The 17,211-nt window shown below is 65.5% G+C and carries 11 protein-coding genes; 1 reads left to right on the top strand and 10 read right to left on the bottom strand.

Annotated features, from left to right (window positions below):
* Positions 1-72: 72 nt before the first annotated feature.
* On the bottom strand, positions 73-960 hold the full coding sequence (locus F455_RS0102135; RefSeq protein ID WP_018971610.1) for a hypothetical protein: 888 nt from the start codon (positions 958-960) through the stop codon (positions 73-75).
* 124 nt (positions 961-1,084) lie between these two features.
* Between F455_RS0102135 and F455_RS0102130 the strand changes: the two genes are divergently transcribed.
* Positions 1,085-2,302 carry a tryptophan--tRNA ligase gene (locus F455_RS0102130; protein WP_018971609.1) on the top strand — a complete coding sequence of 406 codons (1,218 nt, stop codon included), beginning with the start codon at positions 1,085-1,087 and terminating at the stop codon, positions 2,300-2,302.
* 12 nt (positions 2,303-2,314) lie between these two features.
* Here F455_RS0102130 and F455_RS0102125 read toward each other — a convergent pair whose 3' ends face one another.
* The 9 genes from F455_RS0102125 to F455_RS21735 form a co-directional block, all read right to left on the bottom strand.
* A complete protein-coding gene (locus F455_RS0102125) occupies positions 2,315-3,715 on the bottom strand; it encodes an amidohydrolase family protein (protein WP_018971608.1) in 1,401 nt (466 codons plus the stop codon).
* A gap of 17 nt (positions 3,716-3,732) precedes the next feature.
* Positions 3,733-4,113, bottom strand: coding sequence for a VOC family protein (locus F455_RS0102120; protein WP_018971607.1), 381 nt, complete (start codon positions 4,111-4,113; stop codon positions 3,733-3,735).
* On the bottom strand, positions 4,103-4,618 hold the full coding sequence (locus F455_RS19430; protein WP_083918762.1) for a cytidine deaminase: 516 nt from the start codon (positions 4,616-4,618) through the stop codon (positions 4,103-4,105). The genes F455_RS0102120 and F455_RS19430 overlap by 11 nt, the downstream gene beginning before the upstream one ends.
* Before the next feature lie 67 nt (positions 4,619-4,685).
* Entirely contained in the window at positions 4,686-6,011 is a 1,326-nt protein-coding gene (locus F455_RS0102110) for a dihydrolipoamide acetyltransferase family protein (protein ID WP_026292982.1), read from the bottom strand.
* A 7-nt stretch (positions 6,012-6,018) separates the two neighbouring features.
* Positions 6,019-6,378 (bottom strand): DUF1304 domain-containing protein, encoded by a 360-nt coding sequence (locus tag F455_RS0102105; protein WP_018971604.1) that lies wholly within the window; start codon positions 6,376-6,378, stop codon positions 6,019-6,021.
* 19 nt (positions 6,379-6,397) lie between these two features.
* A complete protein-coding gene (locus F455_RS0102100) occupies positions 6,398-7,378 on the bottom strand; it encodes an alpha-ketoacid dehydrogenase subunit beta (RefSeq protein ID WP_033409101.1) in 981 nt (326 codons plus the stop codon).
* A gap of 4 nt (positions 7,379-7,382) precedes the next feature.
* Complete coding sequence (gene pdhA, locus F455_RS0102095) at positions 7,383-8,456, bottom strand: pyruvate dehydrogenase (acetyl-transferring) E1 component subunit alpha (protein WP_026292981.1); 1,074 nt, start codon at positions 8,454-8,456, stop codon at positions 7,383-7,385.
* Positions 8,457-8,652: 196 nt separating this feature from the next.
* Complete coding sequence (locus F455_RS0102090) at positions 8,653-12,408, bottom strand: lamin tail domain-containing protein (RefSeq protein ID WP_026292980.1); 3,756 nt, start codon at positions 12,406-12,408, stop codon at positions 8,653-8,655.
* A gap of 300 nt (positions 12,409-12,708) precedes the next feature.
* Positions 12,709-17,097 (bottom strand): Calx-beta domain-containing protein, encoded by a 4,389-nt coding sequence (locus tag F455_RS21735; RefSeq protein WP_051084110.1) that lies wholly within the window; start codon positions 17,095-17,097, stop codon positions 12,709-12,711.
* Positions 17,098-17,211: the final 114 nt, after the last annotated feature.

Below are 17,211 nucleotides of genomic sequence, written 5' to 3'. Positions count from 1 at the left end.
AACGGAAGGAAACGCCATTATCCCCTCCCGTTTCGGTGCATGAAAGGCTTTTCGGTTGCCGTGCCGCCGGGTTCAGCTCCTCGGGTCCGGCACGAAGCCGCCGGGAAATGCCTGCGGTTCGACGAAACGCCGCGGCGGGGGCGGCTGCGGAATCACGCCGCGCGCGACGAGGTTGTTGTAGCTGTCGTACCACACCGAGACCACTTCGTTCGGCTGCGAACTTGCGCGCGCAAATTGCGTCCAGCTCACATGCGAGGCTTCGCGCGCGCCGTGGCCGGTGCCGAGGGATTCCTCGGGCTTGCGCATGCGCGCGACGGATGAATCGGCAGAAGATTCCGCGCGGGCCATTGCGCCGCCGGAGGCGGCCGACTTGGCCGCAGTCTCGGCTTCGGCCGCGCCGGGTGGCACGGAGGCGGGCGCAGAGGTCGGCGATGCAGGCTGAGCGGGCGGCGCCGGCGGCACGTAACGGTCGGCCAGCGGCGCGCTCGCGATCTTGCCTTCGCGCCAGGGCAGATCGAGCGGCTTCTCGCGGAACACGGCAACGCCGATCACGCCGACGTTGTCGGGGCGTCCGGTCTTCGCAGCGTAGCTGCCGGATAGCGCGGTGAAGTTGAACTGGGCGACTTCGTCCGCGCTCTTGCGCCAGCCGGCAACGTCGGTGCTCTGGTAGGCATCGAGCACGTAGCCGGACTGGTCGGGGCTCGCGGTCTGGCCGGTGACCGCGTTGACGCCGTCGACCGAAAGCACGGCGAGCACGCGTTCACCGATGCGGTTGGCGATGCGCACGCTGTAGCGATGGCCCGGCATGCCGGCGACGAAGATTTTTCCGTCGCGAGCGTAGGTGGGCAGGGTCGTGCCGGTATCACGGTCGATCACGCGCAGATCGACGAAGTCGCCGGCGCGGGCGAGCGTAGCGCAGGACAGGGCAGCGAGAACGAGGGCAGACAGTAGCGTTTTCATTGGACACTCCGTTGGCAAGGTGAACGATGCAACGGGGCGGCGCGTCCGGCGGGGTTAAGCTGCCCGCTGCGCGCAAGGCTGCCGCTATCGCTTAAACTGCGTGTTCCGCGCTGGCCTACCGCAAATGATCTCGAAAACCCGCATTCTCACCGGCATCACCACATCCGGCACCCCGCATCTGGGCAACTACGTTGGTGCGATCCGGCCAGCGATCGCGGCGAGCCGCGACGCGGACGCCGAGTCGTTCTATTTTCTTGCCGACTACCACGCGCTGATCAAATGCGACGATCCGGCGCGCATCCAGCGCTCGACGCTCGAGATCGCGGCGAGCTGGCTGGCCTGCGGGCTCGATCCTGCAAAAGTGTACTTTTACCGTCAGTCCGACATCCGCGAGATACCCGAGCTGACCTGGATGCTGACCTGCGTCACCGCCAAGGGCCTGCTCAACCGTGCGCATGCCTACAAGGCTGCGACCGACGCGAATCGTGCGCAGGGCGAGGACGCCGACGCCGGCGTCACCGCGGGTCTGTACATGTATCCGGCGCTGATGGCTGCGGATATTTTGATCTTCAACGCGAACAAGGTGCCCGTCGGGCGCGACCAGGTCCAGCATATCGAGATGGCGCGCGACATCGGTCAGCGCTTCAACCATCTCTACGGCGGCGAATACTTCGTCCTGCCTGAAGCGGCGATCGAAGAGAACGTGGCGACGCTTCCGGGCCTCGACGGGCGCAAGATGTCGAAGAGCTACAACAACACGATCCCGCTGTGGCTGCCGGCCAAGGAATTGCGCAAGGCGATCCTCGGCATCGTGACCAATTCGCTCGCGCCGGGCGAGGCAAAGAATCCCGACGACTCCAACATCTTCAGCATCTACCAGGCCTTCGCGAGCGCCGAGGAAACCGCAGCGATGCGCCAGGCCTATGCCGACGGCATCGGCTGGGGCGATGCAAAGCAGAAGCTGTTCGAACGCATCGACGCCGAACTCGCACCGATGCGCGAACGCTACGAGGCGCTGGTGGCCAAGCCTGCCGAGATCGAAGACATCCTGCATGCCGGCGCCGCGCGAACCCGTGCACTGGCTGGCCCGTTCCTCGACAAGCTGCGCTACGCGGCGGGGTTGCGCGATCTGCGCGCGAGTGCAGAGAAGGAAACGAAGTCCGCCGCGCGCAGCGAGAAGCCCGCGCTGCAGCCGGTCGTGTTTCGCGAGGCCGACGCGTTCGCGTTCAAGGTACTCGACGCCAAGCGCAATGTGCTCAAGACCCAGGGCGGATTTGCCGACGCGAAGGCGGCGATGGCCGCGGCGCGCGCAGCGATGGAGGCGGTCGAAGCCGCACAGTGATGCTGGGTCGGGCTAGTTCAGGCCGACCGTATTCTTCATTGCCGCGAAGATCGCCTCGGTCTTGTAGCCGACGCCGTTCTTGAACACGAGCGGCATGTTCTCGATCGCGCTGGTCTGTTGAAGCGGATCGCCGTCGACGACGACGATGTCGGCGCGCTTGCCGACTTCGAGCGTGCCGACGTCCTTGTCGCGACCGAGGAATTTCGCCCCGTTCAACGTGCTGATCCTGATCGCATCCTCGAAGCGGAAGCCGTTCTCGACCAGCAGTTCGATCTGGCGCTTGCCCGAATAGCCCGGCACGACGCCGCCATAACCGGTCGGATCGGTGCCGGCCATGAGCAGGCCGCCGGCCTCGACGAAACGCTTTTCGAGCTTGCCGAGTTTCGCGAATAGCGCGACTTGCTCCGGATTCGGCTTGGCCTGCACGCCATCCCAGCTCTTTTCGTACTGCGCGCGGATTTCGGGAATCAGCAGGTCGAGCGCAGCCTGCGGCGCTTTGGGCCGGCCGGGGACGAACGTCTCGAACACGGTCAGCGTCGAGGTCAGGGCGACGTGATGGTCGACGAGGTGCTTGATCAGCGCCTTCGCCTCGGGCGAGTCGATGTCGAGCGCGGCGAGCGATGAATTCACCGTGCCGGGGCAGACGTCGGCTTGCTTGTCCTTGACGAAATCCGATGCGACGAAGAAGCCGTGCTCGAGATTGTCGATGCCGAGATCGATCGCCTCGCGATAGGTCACCGAGCATAAGTGCGCGGTCACCTTGTGCCCGCGTCGGTGCGCGACCTCGATGATGCGCTGCAGTTCGTCGCGGCGGATGTGCATATAGGCCTTGTACGAAGTCACGCCTTCGTCGGCCCAGTAGTTGACCATGCGCTCGGCATCGTCGACGCCGCCGAGTGCGTTGACGCCGAGGATCGGCAGGCCGGGCCCGTTGAGATACGGCGCGGTGACATCAATGTCGGGGCCGGCGACCGTGCCCTTGTCGATCTCGCGGCGCAGGTTGAGGTCGGCGTAAGGCATCATCGTGCCGGCGGTGCGCATCGTCGTCGTGCCGCCGGCAAGATAGAGGCGCGGAAAGCTGTAGACCATTTCGGTGTAGGCGCGGTGCCCGGTCGGATAAAACAGATGTTCGTGCATCATCACGAAGCCGGGCAGCAGTGTCTTGCCATGCGCGTCGATCTGTTGCGCGTCCGTGGGAATCTTCACGCGCTTCGCATCACCGAGCGCGACGATGCGGCCCTTGTCGACAACGAGAGTCTGGTCGCGACGGACTTTCGCCCCGGTGCCGTCGACCACACTCGCGTGGACGAAAGCGATGGTCGGTTGCGAGTAGGCGATGTAGTCCTTCTCGTCGGCGTGCGCACTGGTGGCTGCGGTCAGCAACGCAATCGTGAGGCAAATGGCGTGACGCATCGTACGTCCCCTTTTTTTCAGTCCCAGTGATTCAAGTGCGGCCCGAATTCCGCGCGCTGCTTGCGCACGACGCAGAAGCGATGCCCGGTCGGCGCCTGCATGACCCACCAGCGCTTGACGAAGGCGATGCGCGTCGCGCCGAGTGCTTCGAGGCGCGCGACTTCGGCATCGAGGTCGTCGGTTTCGATGTCGAAATGGATGCGCGCGTCGTGGTCGACGCGTTGCAGCAGCAGGAATGGTTCGTCGGCGTCGGTTTTCAGTTCGGCGTACTTGCCGTCGCCGTCCTGGTCGAATGTTTCGATCGGGCGCCCGAGAGCCTTGCTCCAGAATTCCGCCGCATCTTTCAGATCGTCCGTTTTGCAATCGAGGACGTAGGCGGAAATGCGGCTATGGTGCATCGGCCGGCCCGCGTTTCGTCGCCTTGCGCGGCTTTGCCACGGCAGCAGCACGGCGTGGCGGCGTGGTCTCGAGGCGGAAACCGCCGGGCAGCAGCTCGGCCAGCGTGGCCACGCGCACGTCGCCGCGCGTGTTGCACATGATCACACGCAGGTCCGGGCCGCCCTGCTCGAACAGCACCTGGCGGCAGGCCCCGCAGGGCGAGACTGGTTCGGGCGAGTCGGCGATGACCGCGATCATGCGCAGGCCTTTGCGCGCGATGCCGTTCGCGTGAGCGGAGAATACGGCGGTGCGTTCGGCGCAGTTGGTCAGTCCGTAGGAATCCGATTCGACATTGCAGCCGAGCACGATCTCGTTGCCGTAGCGCGCCGCGGCGCCGACCTTGAACTGCGACTGGTGCGCATGCGCACGCAATCTTGCCTTCTTCGCCGCGGTGACGAGCGCGCGCTCGTCGGCGGTCAATCGAGTTTGATTCGCCTCGATGGGCTTCAATCCGTTAGGTTTCATCTCATTCCGGATCAGGCTGGGCGCAATGGTATACGCCCGGTTGCGCACGACGTCAATGTGCCAACGGCTATTCCGCAAGGGCAAGGTCTTCGAGCATCGCCTTGAGGAAACGCGCCGCCTCGCCGCCGGTGCAGGCACGATGGTCGAAAGTCAGCGACAGTGGAATCACGCGATGCGCCTCGATGCCGCCGATGACCGGCACTGCTTCGTAACGCAACTTGCCCGCGGCGACGATCGCAACGGTTGGCGGCACGACGATCGGTGTCGCGTAGCGTCCGGCGAACACGCCGAAGTTCGACAGTGAGATCGTGTAGCCAGTCAGTTCCGAGGACGGGATGCTGCGTTCGCGCACCTGGCGCATCAGCTGATCGAGCGCGGTGCGCAGACCGTGCGCGTCGAGCGCGTCGGCGTTGCGCAGCGCGGGCACGAACAAGCCATCGACCGTGTCGACCGCGACGCCGATGTCGACGCGCTCGTGCAGCGTGCGCGTCAGGTTCTCGCCGTCGAACCAGGCGTTGAGCGCGGGTACGGCCTTGCACGCCGTCGTGATCGAGCGCAGCAGGCGCACGCTGACGTTTTCGCCCGCACGCCAGGCATGGATGTCGGCATCGTCGTTGAGTGTCGTCGGCACCACTTTCGATTGCGCGTCGGCCATCACGCGCGCCATGTTGCGGCGGACGCCTTTGAGCTGCTGCGGTTCGCCGTAGCTGCCTGGTTCCACCGTGATTGGTGCGGAGGCTTCTCGTGTGCGTGATGGCATCGGTGTCGCGAATTGTGCGGCGACGTTCGCTGTGCGCTGTGTTTCGGCTCGCTGCGGCGCTGGTTGCTGCTTGGCCGATTTGGCATCCGGTCGACTTGCGAAATCGCGCACGTCCTTCAGGGTCACGACACCGCCCGCTCCGCTCGGCGGCACTCGCGAGAGATCGATGCCGAGCTTCTTTGCCAGCGCGCGCACCGCAGGCACGGCCTTGACGCCACCGACCGCGACCGCAGCCTCGGCGATGACGCGGTCGCTGCTCTGCATTTCGCCGACGACCGTGCCGGTGTCGGGTCGTTCGACAGATGCCGGGGTTGGCGCAGGTGCGGCAGCTGTTGCCGCAGCGGCGTGATGCCCGGTCGAGTGCCCCTCCGCGCGCTGCGGTGCGCTCGCATCGATCTCGAAATCGGCGAGCGGTGCGCCGGTCGCGATCACGTCGCCATCGTTTCCGTATACTTTTACCAATTTTCCCGAATACGGCGACGGCACTTCGACGATGGCCTTCGCCGTCTCCATCGAGATCAACGGCGCGTCGAGCGCGATTGTGTCGCCGGGCTTGACCAGCCATTCGACGATCGTCGCGTCTGGCAGGCCTTCGCCTAGGTCGGGCAGGCGGAATGTCTTTGTTTCGCTCACGACCACCTCAGTGCAGGTGCAGCAGGATCAGAGCCACGATCGCCGGCAGCGCCTGGAAGAAAAAGATGCGCTTGTTGACCGTCAATGCGCCGTAGATGCCGGCGACGATGACGCAGGTCAGGAAGAAGATCGCGACGTGGAAGCCTTCGTGGCCACCGAGCACGAGGCTCCAGATCAGGCCGGCGGCGAGGAAGCCGTTGTACAGGCCCTGGTTCGCGGCGAGTGCTTTCGACGCCGCTGCGAATTCGGGCGTGAGGTTGAACACGCGGCGCCCGAGCGGTTTGTCCCAGAAGAACATTTCGAGGGCAAGAAAGTACAGATGCAGCAGTGCGACGACGGCGATCAGGATTTGCGTGACGAGATGCATGGCGTTCCCCTGGTGCAATTCAGCTTGCCTGCAACGTGCGCTTCGCCGCGGCGACGATGCGCGCAACGCTGGGCAGATAGTTCATCTCGAGTTTGTACAGCGGCATCGGCACGTCGTAGCCGGCGACGCGTTCGACCGGCGCGTGCAGATCGTACAGCGCATGTTCGACGAGACGCGCCGCGATCTCGCCACCGAAGCCGCCGGTGTACGGCGCCTCGTGCACGATCACGCAGCGATGCGTTTTCTTCACCGATTCGTGGATCGTGTCGAAGTCGAGCGGTTTGAGCGTGGCGACATCGATCACCTCGGCGTGGATGCCTTCCGCGGCGAGCGCGTCGGCCGCCTCGAGCGTTTCCTTGACCTGCGCGCCCCAGGTCACGAGGGTTACATCGCTGCCGTCGCGCAGCACGAAGCAGACGTCGAGCGGCAGCGCCTCGCCGTCGTCGGCGACTTCTTCCTTGTACTGGCGATAGATACGCTTGGGCTCGAAGAAGATCACCGGATCGGGATCGCGGATCGAGGCGAGCAGCAAGCCGTAGGCACGCCCCGGCGAGGAAGCGATCACGACGCGCAGGCCGGCGATATTGGTGAACAGCGCTTCGATCGCCTCGGAATGATGTTCGGGCGCATGGATGCCGCCGCCCCATGGCGCGCGGAACACGGCCGGGCAGGTCAGGCGCCCGCGCGTGCGCGTGCGCATGCGCGCCGCGTGCGAAGCGATCTGATCGATCATCGGATACATGAAGCCTTCGAACTGCGCCTCGGCGACCGGCTTCATGCCCTGCACGGCGAGGCCGACGGCGAGGCCGGCGATCATCGCCTCGTCGAGCGGCGTATCGATCACGCGCTCGGCGCCGAACTTCTGCTGTAGGCCGACCGTGGCGCGGAACACGCCACCGTTGACGCCGACGTCTTCGCCGAGCACGACGACGGCAGGATCGCGCGCCATCTCGTGCGCGAGCGCCATGGTGATGCCTTCGATGAGGTTGATCTGCGCCATCGCCTCAGCCCTTCGCCGCGGTGAGCGCGTCGGCGCGCTGGCGTTCGAGATCGAGCGGAAGCTCGGCATAGGTGTAGTCGAACATTGCCGACACTGGCTGCGGTTTGACGGCCAGATAAGCGTCGATTTCCTCATCGACGCGTTTGCCGCACTCGGCCAGCCATTCCTTTTCCTCGTCGTCGGTCCAGGCGTTCATGCCTTGCAGATAGGCGCGCAGGCGCTTGACCGGCTCCTTCTCCCACGCCGCCTTCACTTCGTCCTCGCTGCGGTAGCGGCGCGCGTCGTCGGCTGTGGTGTGGTCGGAGAGGCGATACGTCACCGCTTCGATCAGCGTTGCGCCGTGGCCATGGCGCGCGCGCTTGATCGCGTGGTCGAGCGCGACGCGCATCGCGATGAGATCATTGCCGTCGACCTGGATGCTTTCGATACCCGCGGCGATGCCTTTCTGTGCGAGCGTCTTCGCCGCGGTCTGCTGCGCGCGTGGAATCGAGATCGCATACTGGTTATTGACGATGACGACCACGAGCGGCAGGGTGAACGCACCGCCGGCATTGATCGCCGCGTAGAAATCGCCTTTCGACGTGCCGCCGTCGCCGACTGTGGCCAAGGCGACGCGAGGTTCCTTGCGGATCTTGAACGCGAGTGCGGAACCGGCAGCGTGCAGGCATTGCGTCGCGATCGGCACGCTCCAGGCGAAGTCGTGCGCCGGCTCGGCGAAATCGTTGCCGCGCTCATCGCCGCCCCAATACAGCAACACCTCGCGCGGTTTGACGCCGCGCTGGAACTGCGCGCCGTAGTCGCGATAGAACGGCGCGAACACGTCGTCTTCGGCAAGCGCCGAACCGATCGCGACATGCGTCGCCTCCATGCCGAGGCACGAGGCATAGGTGCCGAGCTTGCCGGTGCGCTGCAAGGCGATCGCCTTACCGTCGAAGACGCGCGTGAAACACATGAGCTTGTACGCGTCGACGAGCGCGCGCACGTCGCGCGCGAACGCCGGGGCATCTTCATTGAGGAGCTTGCCCGACTCGTCCAGATATTGCAGATATTCGATTTCGAAACTGGCTGCGATGCTCACGCTGCTGCCGTGGTGTGCGATGCGGACGTGCTTGATAGCAGTCTTGGCATCGCCGATGCAAGGCGCGGCGCAATACTGGTTGTTGCAGGTGTTACGCCCGTAATAACCCGCGGCGTTGGGCGGACCCTGGCGGGCCACTCAACGCCGCGATCGCAGGACGATAAGCAGCAGTCTTATCGTCCAGTCACACAGCTAACTATTGATTTGCGCGTGCGAAAGTGACGGCCAGCGTGCAGCTGTCGCTAATCGGCGCGGTCTGGACCTTCTTGTTGTTGAACGTCGCGCCGCAACCGGTGACCGTGGCCACCTTGTAGCCCGGTGCGGGGTCGGCGCGGAAGTTCACGACGGCCTGATAGCCGACCTGCTGCGGCACGGCCGGCGTGAGCGTGCCGTTGCCACCGACGACGACCGGCGTCACTGTGTAGACCGCGGGCGTGAACGTCGCGCTCACCGCGCAGTCCGCGGTGACCGGGCCCGTGGTGTAGATATTGCCGAGCAGTGTGCCGTCGCAGCCGGTCACCGTCGCGGCGTAACCCGGATTCGGTGTCACGGTGAAGTTCGCCGTCGTGTTGTTGTCGACGGTTTGCGTCGCCGGCGAAATGCCGCCGTTGCTGCCGGCGCTGGCGCTCACCGTCCACGTCTTGATCGTCGCCGAGCAGGTTGCCGCGGCGCCGCCGTATTGACCCGAGCAGCTCCAGCTCCACGGATGGCCGCTGCCGTCGATCGCACTGGCGGTGCCGACGCTGCACAGATTGGTCGGTGCTACGAGCAGAACCTGGCCATTGTCGCTGCCGCAGGCACCGTCGATCGGGCTCGGCGTGAAGGTGACGACGACGTTGCAATTCGCGGTAACCGGATCGCTGAGGTAGGTGCTGCCGTTCAACGCACCGCCGCAAGATCCCGAAGTCGTGGCGAAGTAGCCAGGGTCGGGCGTGACGTTGACGACCTGACGCGCGCCCTTAGAGACCAGACGCTGGCCGGTCGGATCTGCCGAGCCGTGGTTGCCTGCGATGATGTCGACGACGTAGCCGAGCGTGACGACCTGGCCGTCGTGGTCGGAGCTGCGTCGTGCCGTGGTCGGATCGAGCACGTCGCTGCTGGATGACGACACATCGGCATTGCCGTGCGCGTTGCCGATCTGGATGAAGTCCTGCTTGCCGGTGTCGCTGAGCAGGATATGGTCGATCTCCTGCGCATAGCCGCTGAACGTGTACGAATAATGGTCGGCCGGAACCTGCGCCGCACCGCTGTCCCACAACGCCGGGTTCGGTGCGACGTAGCTCGCGCTCGGCGGATAAATACTGTGCGCGGGATCGGTGTCAGCCATGCCCATGATCAGGCCGGTCACGTCGACATAGCCGTCGCTGAATTCGTAAGCGTTGAAGTCGCCGACCACGACGACCGGCACCGACGCATCGCCGACCACGGGCACACCGCCGTTGACGATGCTGCCATCGGCGTTCTGGATCGCGTTACCGGCGTAGGCGCCCGGGTTGTTCGGATCGCAGTCCACGTTGGCGCCGGTGGTCTGCAAGGCGCGCACGATGCAGGCGACCTGCTCGGCCTGTGCGCGGCGCTTGATGCCGACGTAGTCGTTGACGCCGAGATTGAGCAGCGAGCGGTCGTAGATCGCGAGCACGCGCACGCGGTAGCCGTGGTAGCTCGCATCGAGTAGCACAGGCGGACGATCGTTGAGCAGGCAGGAACTGCCGCTGCTGCACGCGGAAGTTGTCGTGCCCTTGTACAACTGCGTGACTGAATTGACCGCGACGCCGTCGCGCGCGAAGAAGCCGAGGTTGATGCCGCCAGGATCGTTGCCGGGGATCAGGTACGGTTGGTAGCTCACGCTGGCATCATCGAGGCTCATTTGCGCGGCGAGGTCGCGCATGGCCGAGAGATTCTCCGCTTCCTGCACGACCTGAATCACCGGTGCCTTGAGCACGGTGCGGATCTGCAGCGACATCTTCGCCAGGCGCGCCTGGTACTGCGTGAGCGTCGGGCATTGGTCATTCGCGCCGGTGCCGGTACAGGTGTCGTTGTAGGCCGAGGTGTCGGCGCCGTCGGCGGTGTTGTTGAAGAAGTGCAGCATGTTCTGCGAGCCGACTGTCAGCGTGCCCGGTGTCGAATCGGGCACCCGTACCGGGTAGGTCTTGGCCGGCCCGACCAGCGCGAACGCATCATTGCCGGTCGGATAGATTTCGTAGGTACCCTTGAAACCCTGCACGATGCCGGTCACGCTGAAATGCTGACCTGAGTTGTAGATGCCTCCATTCGGCAGGTTGGCGAGCACGAGCGGCAGGCCGCCGAAGTAGATTTCCACGGTTTCCGGATTGCCGTCGAACACTGGCACGAGCGGATGCGTCGCATCGCCCGGATAGGTCAGGCCCGGTTCGCGGAACGGACGCGGCTGGCTGGCGACCGTTGCGTAGAATCCCTGCACCGTGTCGGCCTTGATGCCGCTGCCGCCGGCGCCGAAGGTCGGTGCGACGACAACGCCGTCGCTCATCGCGACGAGCATGCCATCGAGGCAGGCGAAGTTGCTCGACTGATAGCCGTCGATCGGCGGATTGATCGTCGAACCCGCACCCATGCAGATGCCGGTCGTCGGGCTTGTCGTCGGTGCGTGCGTGCTGAGATCGTAGGCGGCGGGCAGGGTATTCCCGCTGCTGAGCACGGTTACGCTCGGCGCGGACAGCTCGCTTGAGCCGTTGAACTCGACCACCGTGCCGGTGACCTGCACCGCATCGCCGACGTGCACGGTCGGCGCCGTGCTGGTGAAAACGAAGATCGCATCCGAAGTGGTGAGGTCGTTGTCGCCAGTCGCGTCCTGCACGAAGAAGCCGTTGGTGTCGAGTGCGGTGACGATGTCGGGGCCGGTCGTGGTCACGACCTGACCGGCATACGGCGACGCCGCACCGTGGCCCTGGATCTGCATGATCGTCAGCGGTGCCGAGGTTACCGCCAGCGCGATCGTCGTCGTGCCGGTGCGCGGTACCGCGTCGGCAATCGTCACGTTGAGCGTCTTGCCGCCGGACGGCGTGTTCGCTGCGACCGTGGCGAGGTAGGAATACGTGCCGTCTCCGGCGACCGCGTCGCCGTTCGTGCCGTCGTCGTACAGCGTCTGCGTCGACGAGCCGCCGATGCTCGACAGATTGGCTGTGACCGACTGGATCGGGCTGGCGGGATTGGTGCCTTGCGCCACCGCAACGGTCAGCAGGCTCGTCGCACCGGCCTGCACCGCGGCTGGCGAGGCGCTGCCCGTGCCCGTCGGATTCGTGCTCGGATTGCCGCCGCAGGCCGCGTTGCCGGCGCTGGCGCTGTTGCGCGGCGCGGGCGCGGCGGTGGCGAAGTCGGCCTTGTTGTCGTCGGTGTCGGTGCAGCCGCCGTTGGCGCGGAAATCGGCAAGCGTCGTACTTGGCGTCGGCGCCGTGCCGGAGCCTTCATAGAAATTTGCGCTGCCCTGGCCGACGAGATCGACGATCTGCGCGAGCTGCGCGGCGCTGCACGCCGTGCTGCTGCCGTTGCAGGCGAGGCCGGTGGCGACATTCGCCAGGATCACCTTGCCGCCGCCAGCGGCCATGTTGATCGCCGTGCTGCTCTGGTCTGCGGTAGGCAGCGGACTGCCGTTGGCGCCGCCAGCCAGTTGCAAAAGGAAATAATGCCCGGGGGCGATCGAGCCACTCAGCGCAACGACGCTGCTACTGAAGTTGCCGGTACCGGTCGCACTCGCGTACTGCACCGACCAGCCGGAGAGGCTGACCGTGGTGGCGGAGCGGTTGAACAACTCGACGTAGTCGTTCTGCAGCGCGGCGCCGGTATTGCCGCCGGCCCCGTAAACCTGGCTGATGACCACGTTGCCTGCGGCGGCCGCGAACGACGCCGGGACGCAAGCGAGAAAAAACGCAAGAAAAGCAAAGCCTGCGCCGCGCGGCGCATATACACGACCGATCATGGATTACCCCGTAGTTTGAACCGATCCTAGCCAAATGCATTCTCGCCACATTCTGTGACAGAGAGCAACCTTGGGCCGTCACTAATTTGCTTCAGGTTTGTATACCAGCTGACGGCGACACCAGTACACATGTGGAAAAGTCCCGATGCATATGCGGCTGAACGCATCGATGGTCACGATCCCGGACGCGAACTTGTCGGATGTGAGGCCGGCTGCCGCCAATGCGGCGCGTCGCGCGTCGCGCGATCCGCACCATGATGCTGCCGGATCGGAGTGAGCCCGACCCGGCAGCAGCGGTTTCTACTTCGCCGCTTCGCGTCGACGCAGCGCGAAGTGGCCGATGGCCGCAAGCGCGGCGATCAACAGCAGCAGCGTCTTCGCATCGAGCAAAGGTGCAGCTACCGCCGTCGCGGGAGGCGCGGCGATCGCGTTCGCGGTCACGGCGAAGGTGAAAGTCGGTGTTGTTGCGTCGTTGCTCGCGATGCTAATCGTCGCGTTCTGAACGCCGACGCCGGTGGCGTTGAACGTCACCGTGAACGTGGCCGAGCCACCCTTGGGCACCGTGCCGGTGCCGCCCGAGACGGTGAACGCCGGATTGTTGCTCGTGATGCCGCTGACGACGAGATCGCCCGCCGCGTTCGGCAGCTCGAGCGTAGCGACTATCGCGCCAGTAGTATCGGTCGTCTTCGGTGCGGCTCCGGTCGGCGCTGGCGCGCCCGCCGGGTTGCCAATCGTGAAGCTGCGTGCGGCCTGCGTGCCGACGGTCACGTTGCCGAAGTCGGTGCCCTTGGCCGTGCTCGGTGCAGCGTCGCCATTGGTGATCGTCGTGGCGCCGAGCACGGTGATGCTGCCCGTCGTCGCATTGGCGGCGCAGTTGGCCGTCGTGCTGCCCACGCAGCTCCAGGTCCATGGGCCGTTGCCGATTACCGGGCCGGGATTGCCGGAGGCGCACAGGTTGGTCGGCGTCGAACTCAGTGTGCGGCCGTTGTCGCCGCCGCAGACGCCGTTGACCGGATCGGCACTGAACGAAGCGGTGATCGTGCAGTCCGCGGTGATCGCGCCGCTGGTCCAGGTGTTGCCGCTCTGCAGGGTCGGCGTGCAGGTGGTGCCGACGACCGAGACGATCGAGTAGCCGCCGAGCGGAGTGACCGTGAACGTCGTCGCGCTGCCATGATTGACCGCAGACTGCGCGGGCGCGGAGATCGTGCCGCCGGCGCCGCTGATCGTCGTGCTGACGGTCCAGGTGCGGATGTTCGCCGTGCAGGTCGGCGAAGGCGTGCCGCCGCCGCTGCCGGAGCAGGTCCAGGTCCACGGACCGCTGCCGCCGAAGCCGGTGACGGCACCGCTGGCGCACAACGCAGGATCGTCCGATGCGAGCGTGGTGAAGCTGCCGCCGTTCGCCGTGCCGCAACTGCCGTTGACCGGAGTCAGCACGTCGACCGCGGCGGTTGCGCTGAGTGGGCCGCTGCCGTCGTCGTTCGTGGTGACGGCGACGGTGGCGGTGTTCGAGATCGAAGTGCCGTCGACGGTACCTGCGGCAACGCCAGCGACCAGGGTGAATGCCGCGTTCGCGCTAGGGGCGAGACTGGCGATCGTGCAGGTCACCGTGCCATTCGTGCCTGCAGATGGCGTGATGCAGCTCCAGCCGGCCGCCGCTGCGAGCGAGGCGAACGTCGTGCCCGCGGGGAGGGCATCCGTCAGGGTGACGTTGCCTGCCGTGCCGAGACCGTTGTTGGCCACGCCGATCGAATAGGTGATCTGCGCGCCGGCCGCGACCGGATTCGGCGTAGCCGTCTTGGTGACAGAGACTTTCGCGGTCGGCAGTGCGCCGAGGTAGAGCAGCGCCGGATCATGATCGGAAATGCGCGCAGGCGTGGTCGCATCACCGCGCAGGATCTCGGGGAAATCCGCGTCGATACGCGCATGCTCGATGCGATGGGCAAAGCCGGTCAGGGTCGAGTTGATCAGGATATGGTCGATCGACTGCGCATTGCCGCCGAAGGAGTACGAGTAGCGTTCCGCCGGCGCCGGTGTATTCGAGAGATTGGTCAGGGCTGGGCTGACCGGCGAGGTGCCGTCGCCGGTGACGACGGTCTGGTTGTCCGGCGCGGGCGTGCCGGCGATCGTGCCCATCGAGTCGCCGTAGCCGTCGTTGACGTCGAAAGCGTTGAAGTCGCCGAGCACGACGATGTGGTCGGCCGGGAAGTTCGCCTGGCGGGTCTGGATGAGGTTGGCGAGCTCCACGGCCTGCGCCTGACGCTTGGCGCGCACGCGGTCGCCTTCGGTGGGCCAGCCGTTGGAGCCGGCGGTCGGATCGTTCTGGCCGTTGAGCGAGCGCAGGTGGTTGACGTAGACCGTGACCGGAAAGCTGTCGCCGGCGAGGTTGCTGACCGCGGCGACGAGTTCCAGGGTTGGTCGGTCGTTGAGCAACGCGGTCGAACTGTCAGGGTTCACAAACAGCGAGTTCTTGCCGTATTGGGTGACGGTGATCGCTTCGACGTGATGCGTCGTCGCCGTTGCAGCAGCGCCCTTGACGAGGAAGCCGACGTCGATGCCGCCGATGTCGTTGCCCTCCATCAGATAGGCGGTGTACTGCGGATCGGGCTGGCCCGCGGCGATCGCATCGCTGCTGATCTGGGCGGCGACGGCTTGCAACGTGGTCAGGTTTTCCATTTCCTCGACGCCGACGATGTCGGGCGTGCGCAGGAAGTTGCGGATCGCGAGCGACGCTTTCTTCAGGCGCATATTGAACGCGGCCGAGGTCAGGGTGACGTCGCTGGTGGCCGGATCGTTGGTCGTATCGTAGAAACGCTCCATGTTGAACGAGGCGATCGTGACTTCGCCGGCGAGCGGCGCTGCCGTCGGCGTCACCGCCATGCCCGGCGTCACCGTCGGCGCCGGCGATACGGCCGGCGGGTCGATGTCGATCATGTAGGTGCGGTACTGGTAGTCGAGTGGGCCGACGACGCTGGTCAACGCGGCGCCGGTGCTGACGTTGATCGCCGCGCCGCCGAGCGCGTCGCTGTCCACGCGCAGGCGTTCGGGGTTGGAGTCGAAACGCGGCACGCAGCAGGGCGATCCTGCAGGCAACGGGTCGGAGACATCGATGCCGGCCTCGCGGAACGGCCGCGGCGTGCCGGTCAGCACGCCGTAGAACGTGCCGTCGCTGGTGCTCGTCGCATTGGCTTCGGACAAGAACCCGTCGGTACCGCTGACCGCGGTCAGCGAGGCGACACGCACGCGCATTCCTTCGTATTTCTCGAGATTGTCGACCTGGTTGATGAAGTCGTTGGAGGTCAGTGTGATCGGCGTGGGCAATGCGTTGCCGGTGGAGACAATGGTCACGGTCGGCGAGCCGCTCAGTTCAGTCACCGGCGGTGAATTCAGATCGGTACTCGGAACGAATTCCTGCACCTTGGCGCCGACCTGGACGAGGTTGCCGACTGCGGCCGCGGCGGGCGGCGCCGACGAGGTGAAGACGAAGATGCCTTCGGACGTGTTCGGATCGGCATCGACGCTGGCATCGGGCTCCTGGATGAAGAAGCCGTTCGACTTCAACCCGGTGACGATGCCGCGCGTGACGATGCTGTTGCCGACGAGCGGCGAGGTCGCGCCGTTACCCTGGATGTCGTGGATCGGGGTCAGGACGAAATCGTCGTTGAGGATCGTGCCGATTCCGCCCCCCGGCGTGATTGTGGCGTTCGTGGGGTTGCTGAGGACGAGCGAAAAGGTTTCGTCGGGTTCGACCTTGGTGTCGCCGGCGACGATGACGGTAACCGTCTGTGTCAGCGTGGTCGTGCCGGCGACGAACGTAAGCTGGGTGCCGCCCGCGCCGAAGTCGTTGTCGGCAGCGGTTGCCGTTCCGTCCACGGTGGTGCACTGGACGGTGACATCCGCTGTCGGCGAAGCCGAAAGCGTGACGGTGAAATTGAACAACGTCGCGCCGCTGTTGCCCTCGGGCAGCGTTACGTTGTTGATCGACAGCGATGGCGTCGACGAACCGCTGCCGCCGGCGGTGACCGAAACATCGTCGATCGCGAGCCCGTGGTCGTTGCCGGCGTCGTTGATGTCGTACCAGCGCAGCCAGATTTCCTGGCCGGCCGGCAGGTTGATCGTCAAGGTGTCGGTCTTTGCCGTGCGATTCGCCACAGCGTTGCCGTCGAGGGCGCCGGCCGTGGCCGTCGCAATCGGGCCGACGAAATCCAGCGTGGGATCGGCCGTCCAGCCGGTGCTCGGCGTGTTCGCGCCGGTGACCGCGCCGGCGGCACCGATTTGATGTTCGAACGTCAATTTTTGCGCGGTGGTATTGCCGCCGTTACGCCATTGCTCGCCGGTGTAGTTGATCGTCAGCGAGGTGATCGCGCTTCCGGTGTTGTTGACCAGACGCCAGGCGTAGTAGATCGTTCCTGGCGTGCCGGAGGACGTCGAGCCGAGCGCTCGCTCGGTCGAGCCGGCGCTGCCGTAGCTGTACAGCGCGCCGGTATTGCTGGTACCCGTATCGGCCCGGTAGGTTCCCGGGAAGGTACCGGTGCCGCCGCTGTACGCGGCATACCAACCCGGCAGGGTGCTGCCGTCCGTCCACGCGTTGGCGGTGCCGATCGTCGATAACGTATCGAAATTCTGCGACACCGGGGTACCCGGCGCCGTGATCGAAACCTGCGCCTGAGCGAGCGAGGCTAGGCAGAGCAATGCCGATCCCGCAACAACGCGTATCACCGCGCGTATTGGAGAACGAAAAAACGACGCGCCGCGCGGCGCAGCTATACTGTCGAGCATCGATTTTGACCCCGTTTCTGGTGAGAC

Origin of the sequence: Rudaea cellulosilytica DSM 22992, from assembly GCF_000378125.1 — a bacterium.
GTDB classification, from domain to species: Bacteria; Pseudomonadota; Gammaproteobacteria; order Xanthomonadales; family Rhodanobacteraceae; genus Rudaea; species Rudaea cellulosilytica.
Note: the sequence above shows the minus strand (reverse complement) of the source record. Positions and strands in the feature narration are given on the sequence as shown.

Excerpts from the sequence above, each read along its gene's own strand:
- F455_RS0102135 (WP_018971610.1), bottom strand. The coding sequence starts at position 960 with ATGAAAACGCTACTGTCTGCCCTCGTTCTCGCTGCCCTGTCCTGCGCT.
- F455_RS0102130 (WP_018971609.1), top strand. The coding sequence starts at position 1,085 with ATGATCTCGAAAACCCGCATTCTCACCGGCATCACCACATCCGGCACC.
- F455_RS0102125 (WP_018971608.1), bottom strand. The coding sequence starts at position 3,715 with ATGCGTCACGCCATTTGCCTCACGATTGCGTTGCTGACCGCAGCCACC.
- F455_RS0102120 (WP_018971607.1), bottom strand. The coding sequence starts at position 4,113 with ATGCACCATAGCCGCATTTCCGCCTACGTCCTCGATTGCAAAACGGAC.
- F455_RS19430 (WP_083918762.1), bottom strand. The coding sequence starts at position 4,618 with ATGAAACCTAACGGATTGAAGCCCATCGAGGCGAATCAAACTCGATTG.
- F455_RS0102105 (WP_018971604.1), bottom strand. The coding sequence starts at position 6,378 with ATGCATCTCGTCACGCAAATCCTGATCGCCGTCGTCGCACTGCTGCAT.
- F455_RS0102100 (WP_033409101.1), bottom strand. The coding sequence starts at position 7,378 with ATGGCGCAGATCAACCTCATCGAAGGCATCACCATGGCGCTCGCGCAC.
- F455_RS0102090 (WP_026292980.1), bottom strand. The coding sequence starts at position 12,408 with ATGATCGGTCGTGTATATGCGCCGCGCGGCGCAGGCTTTGCTTTTCTT.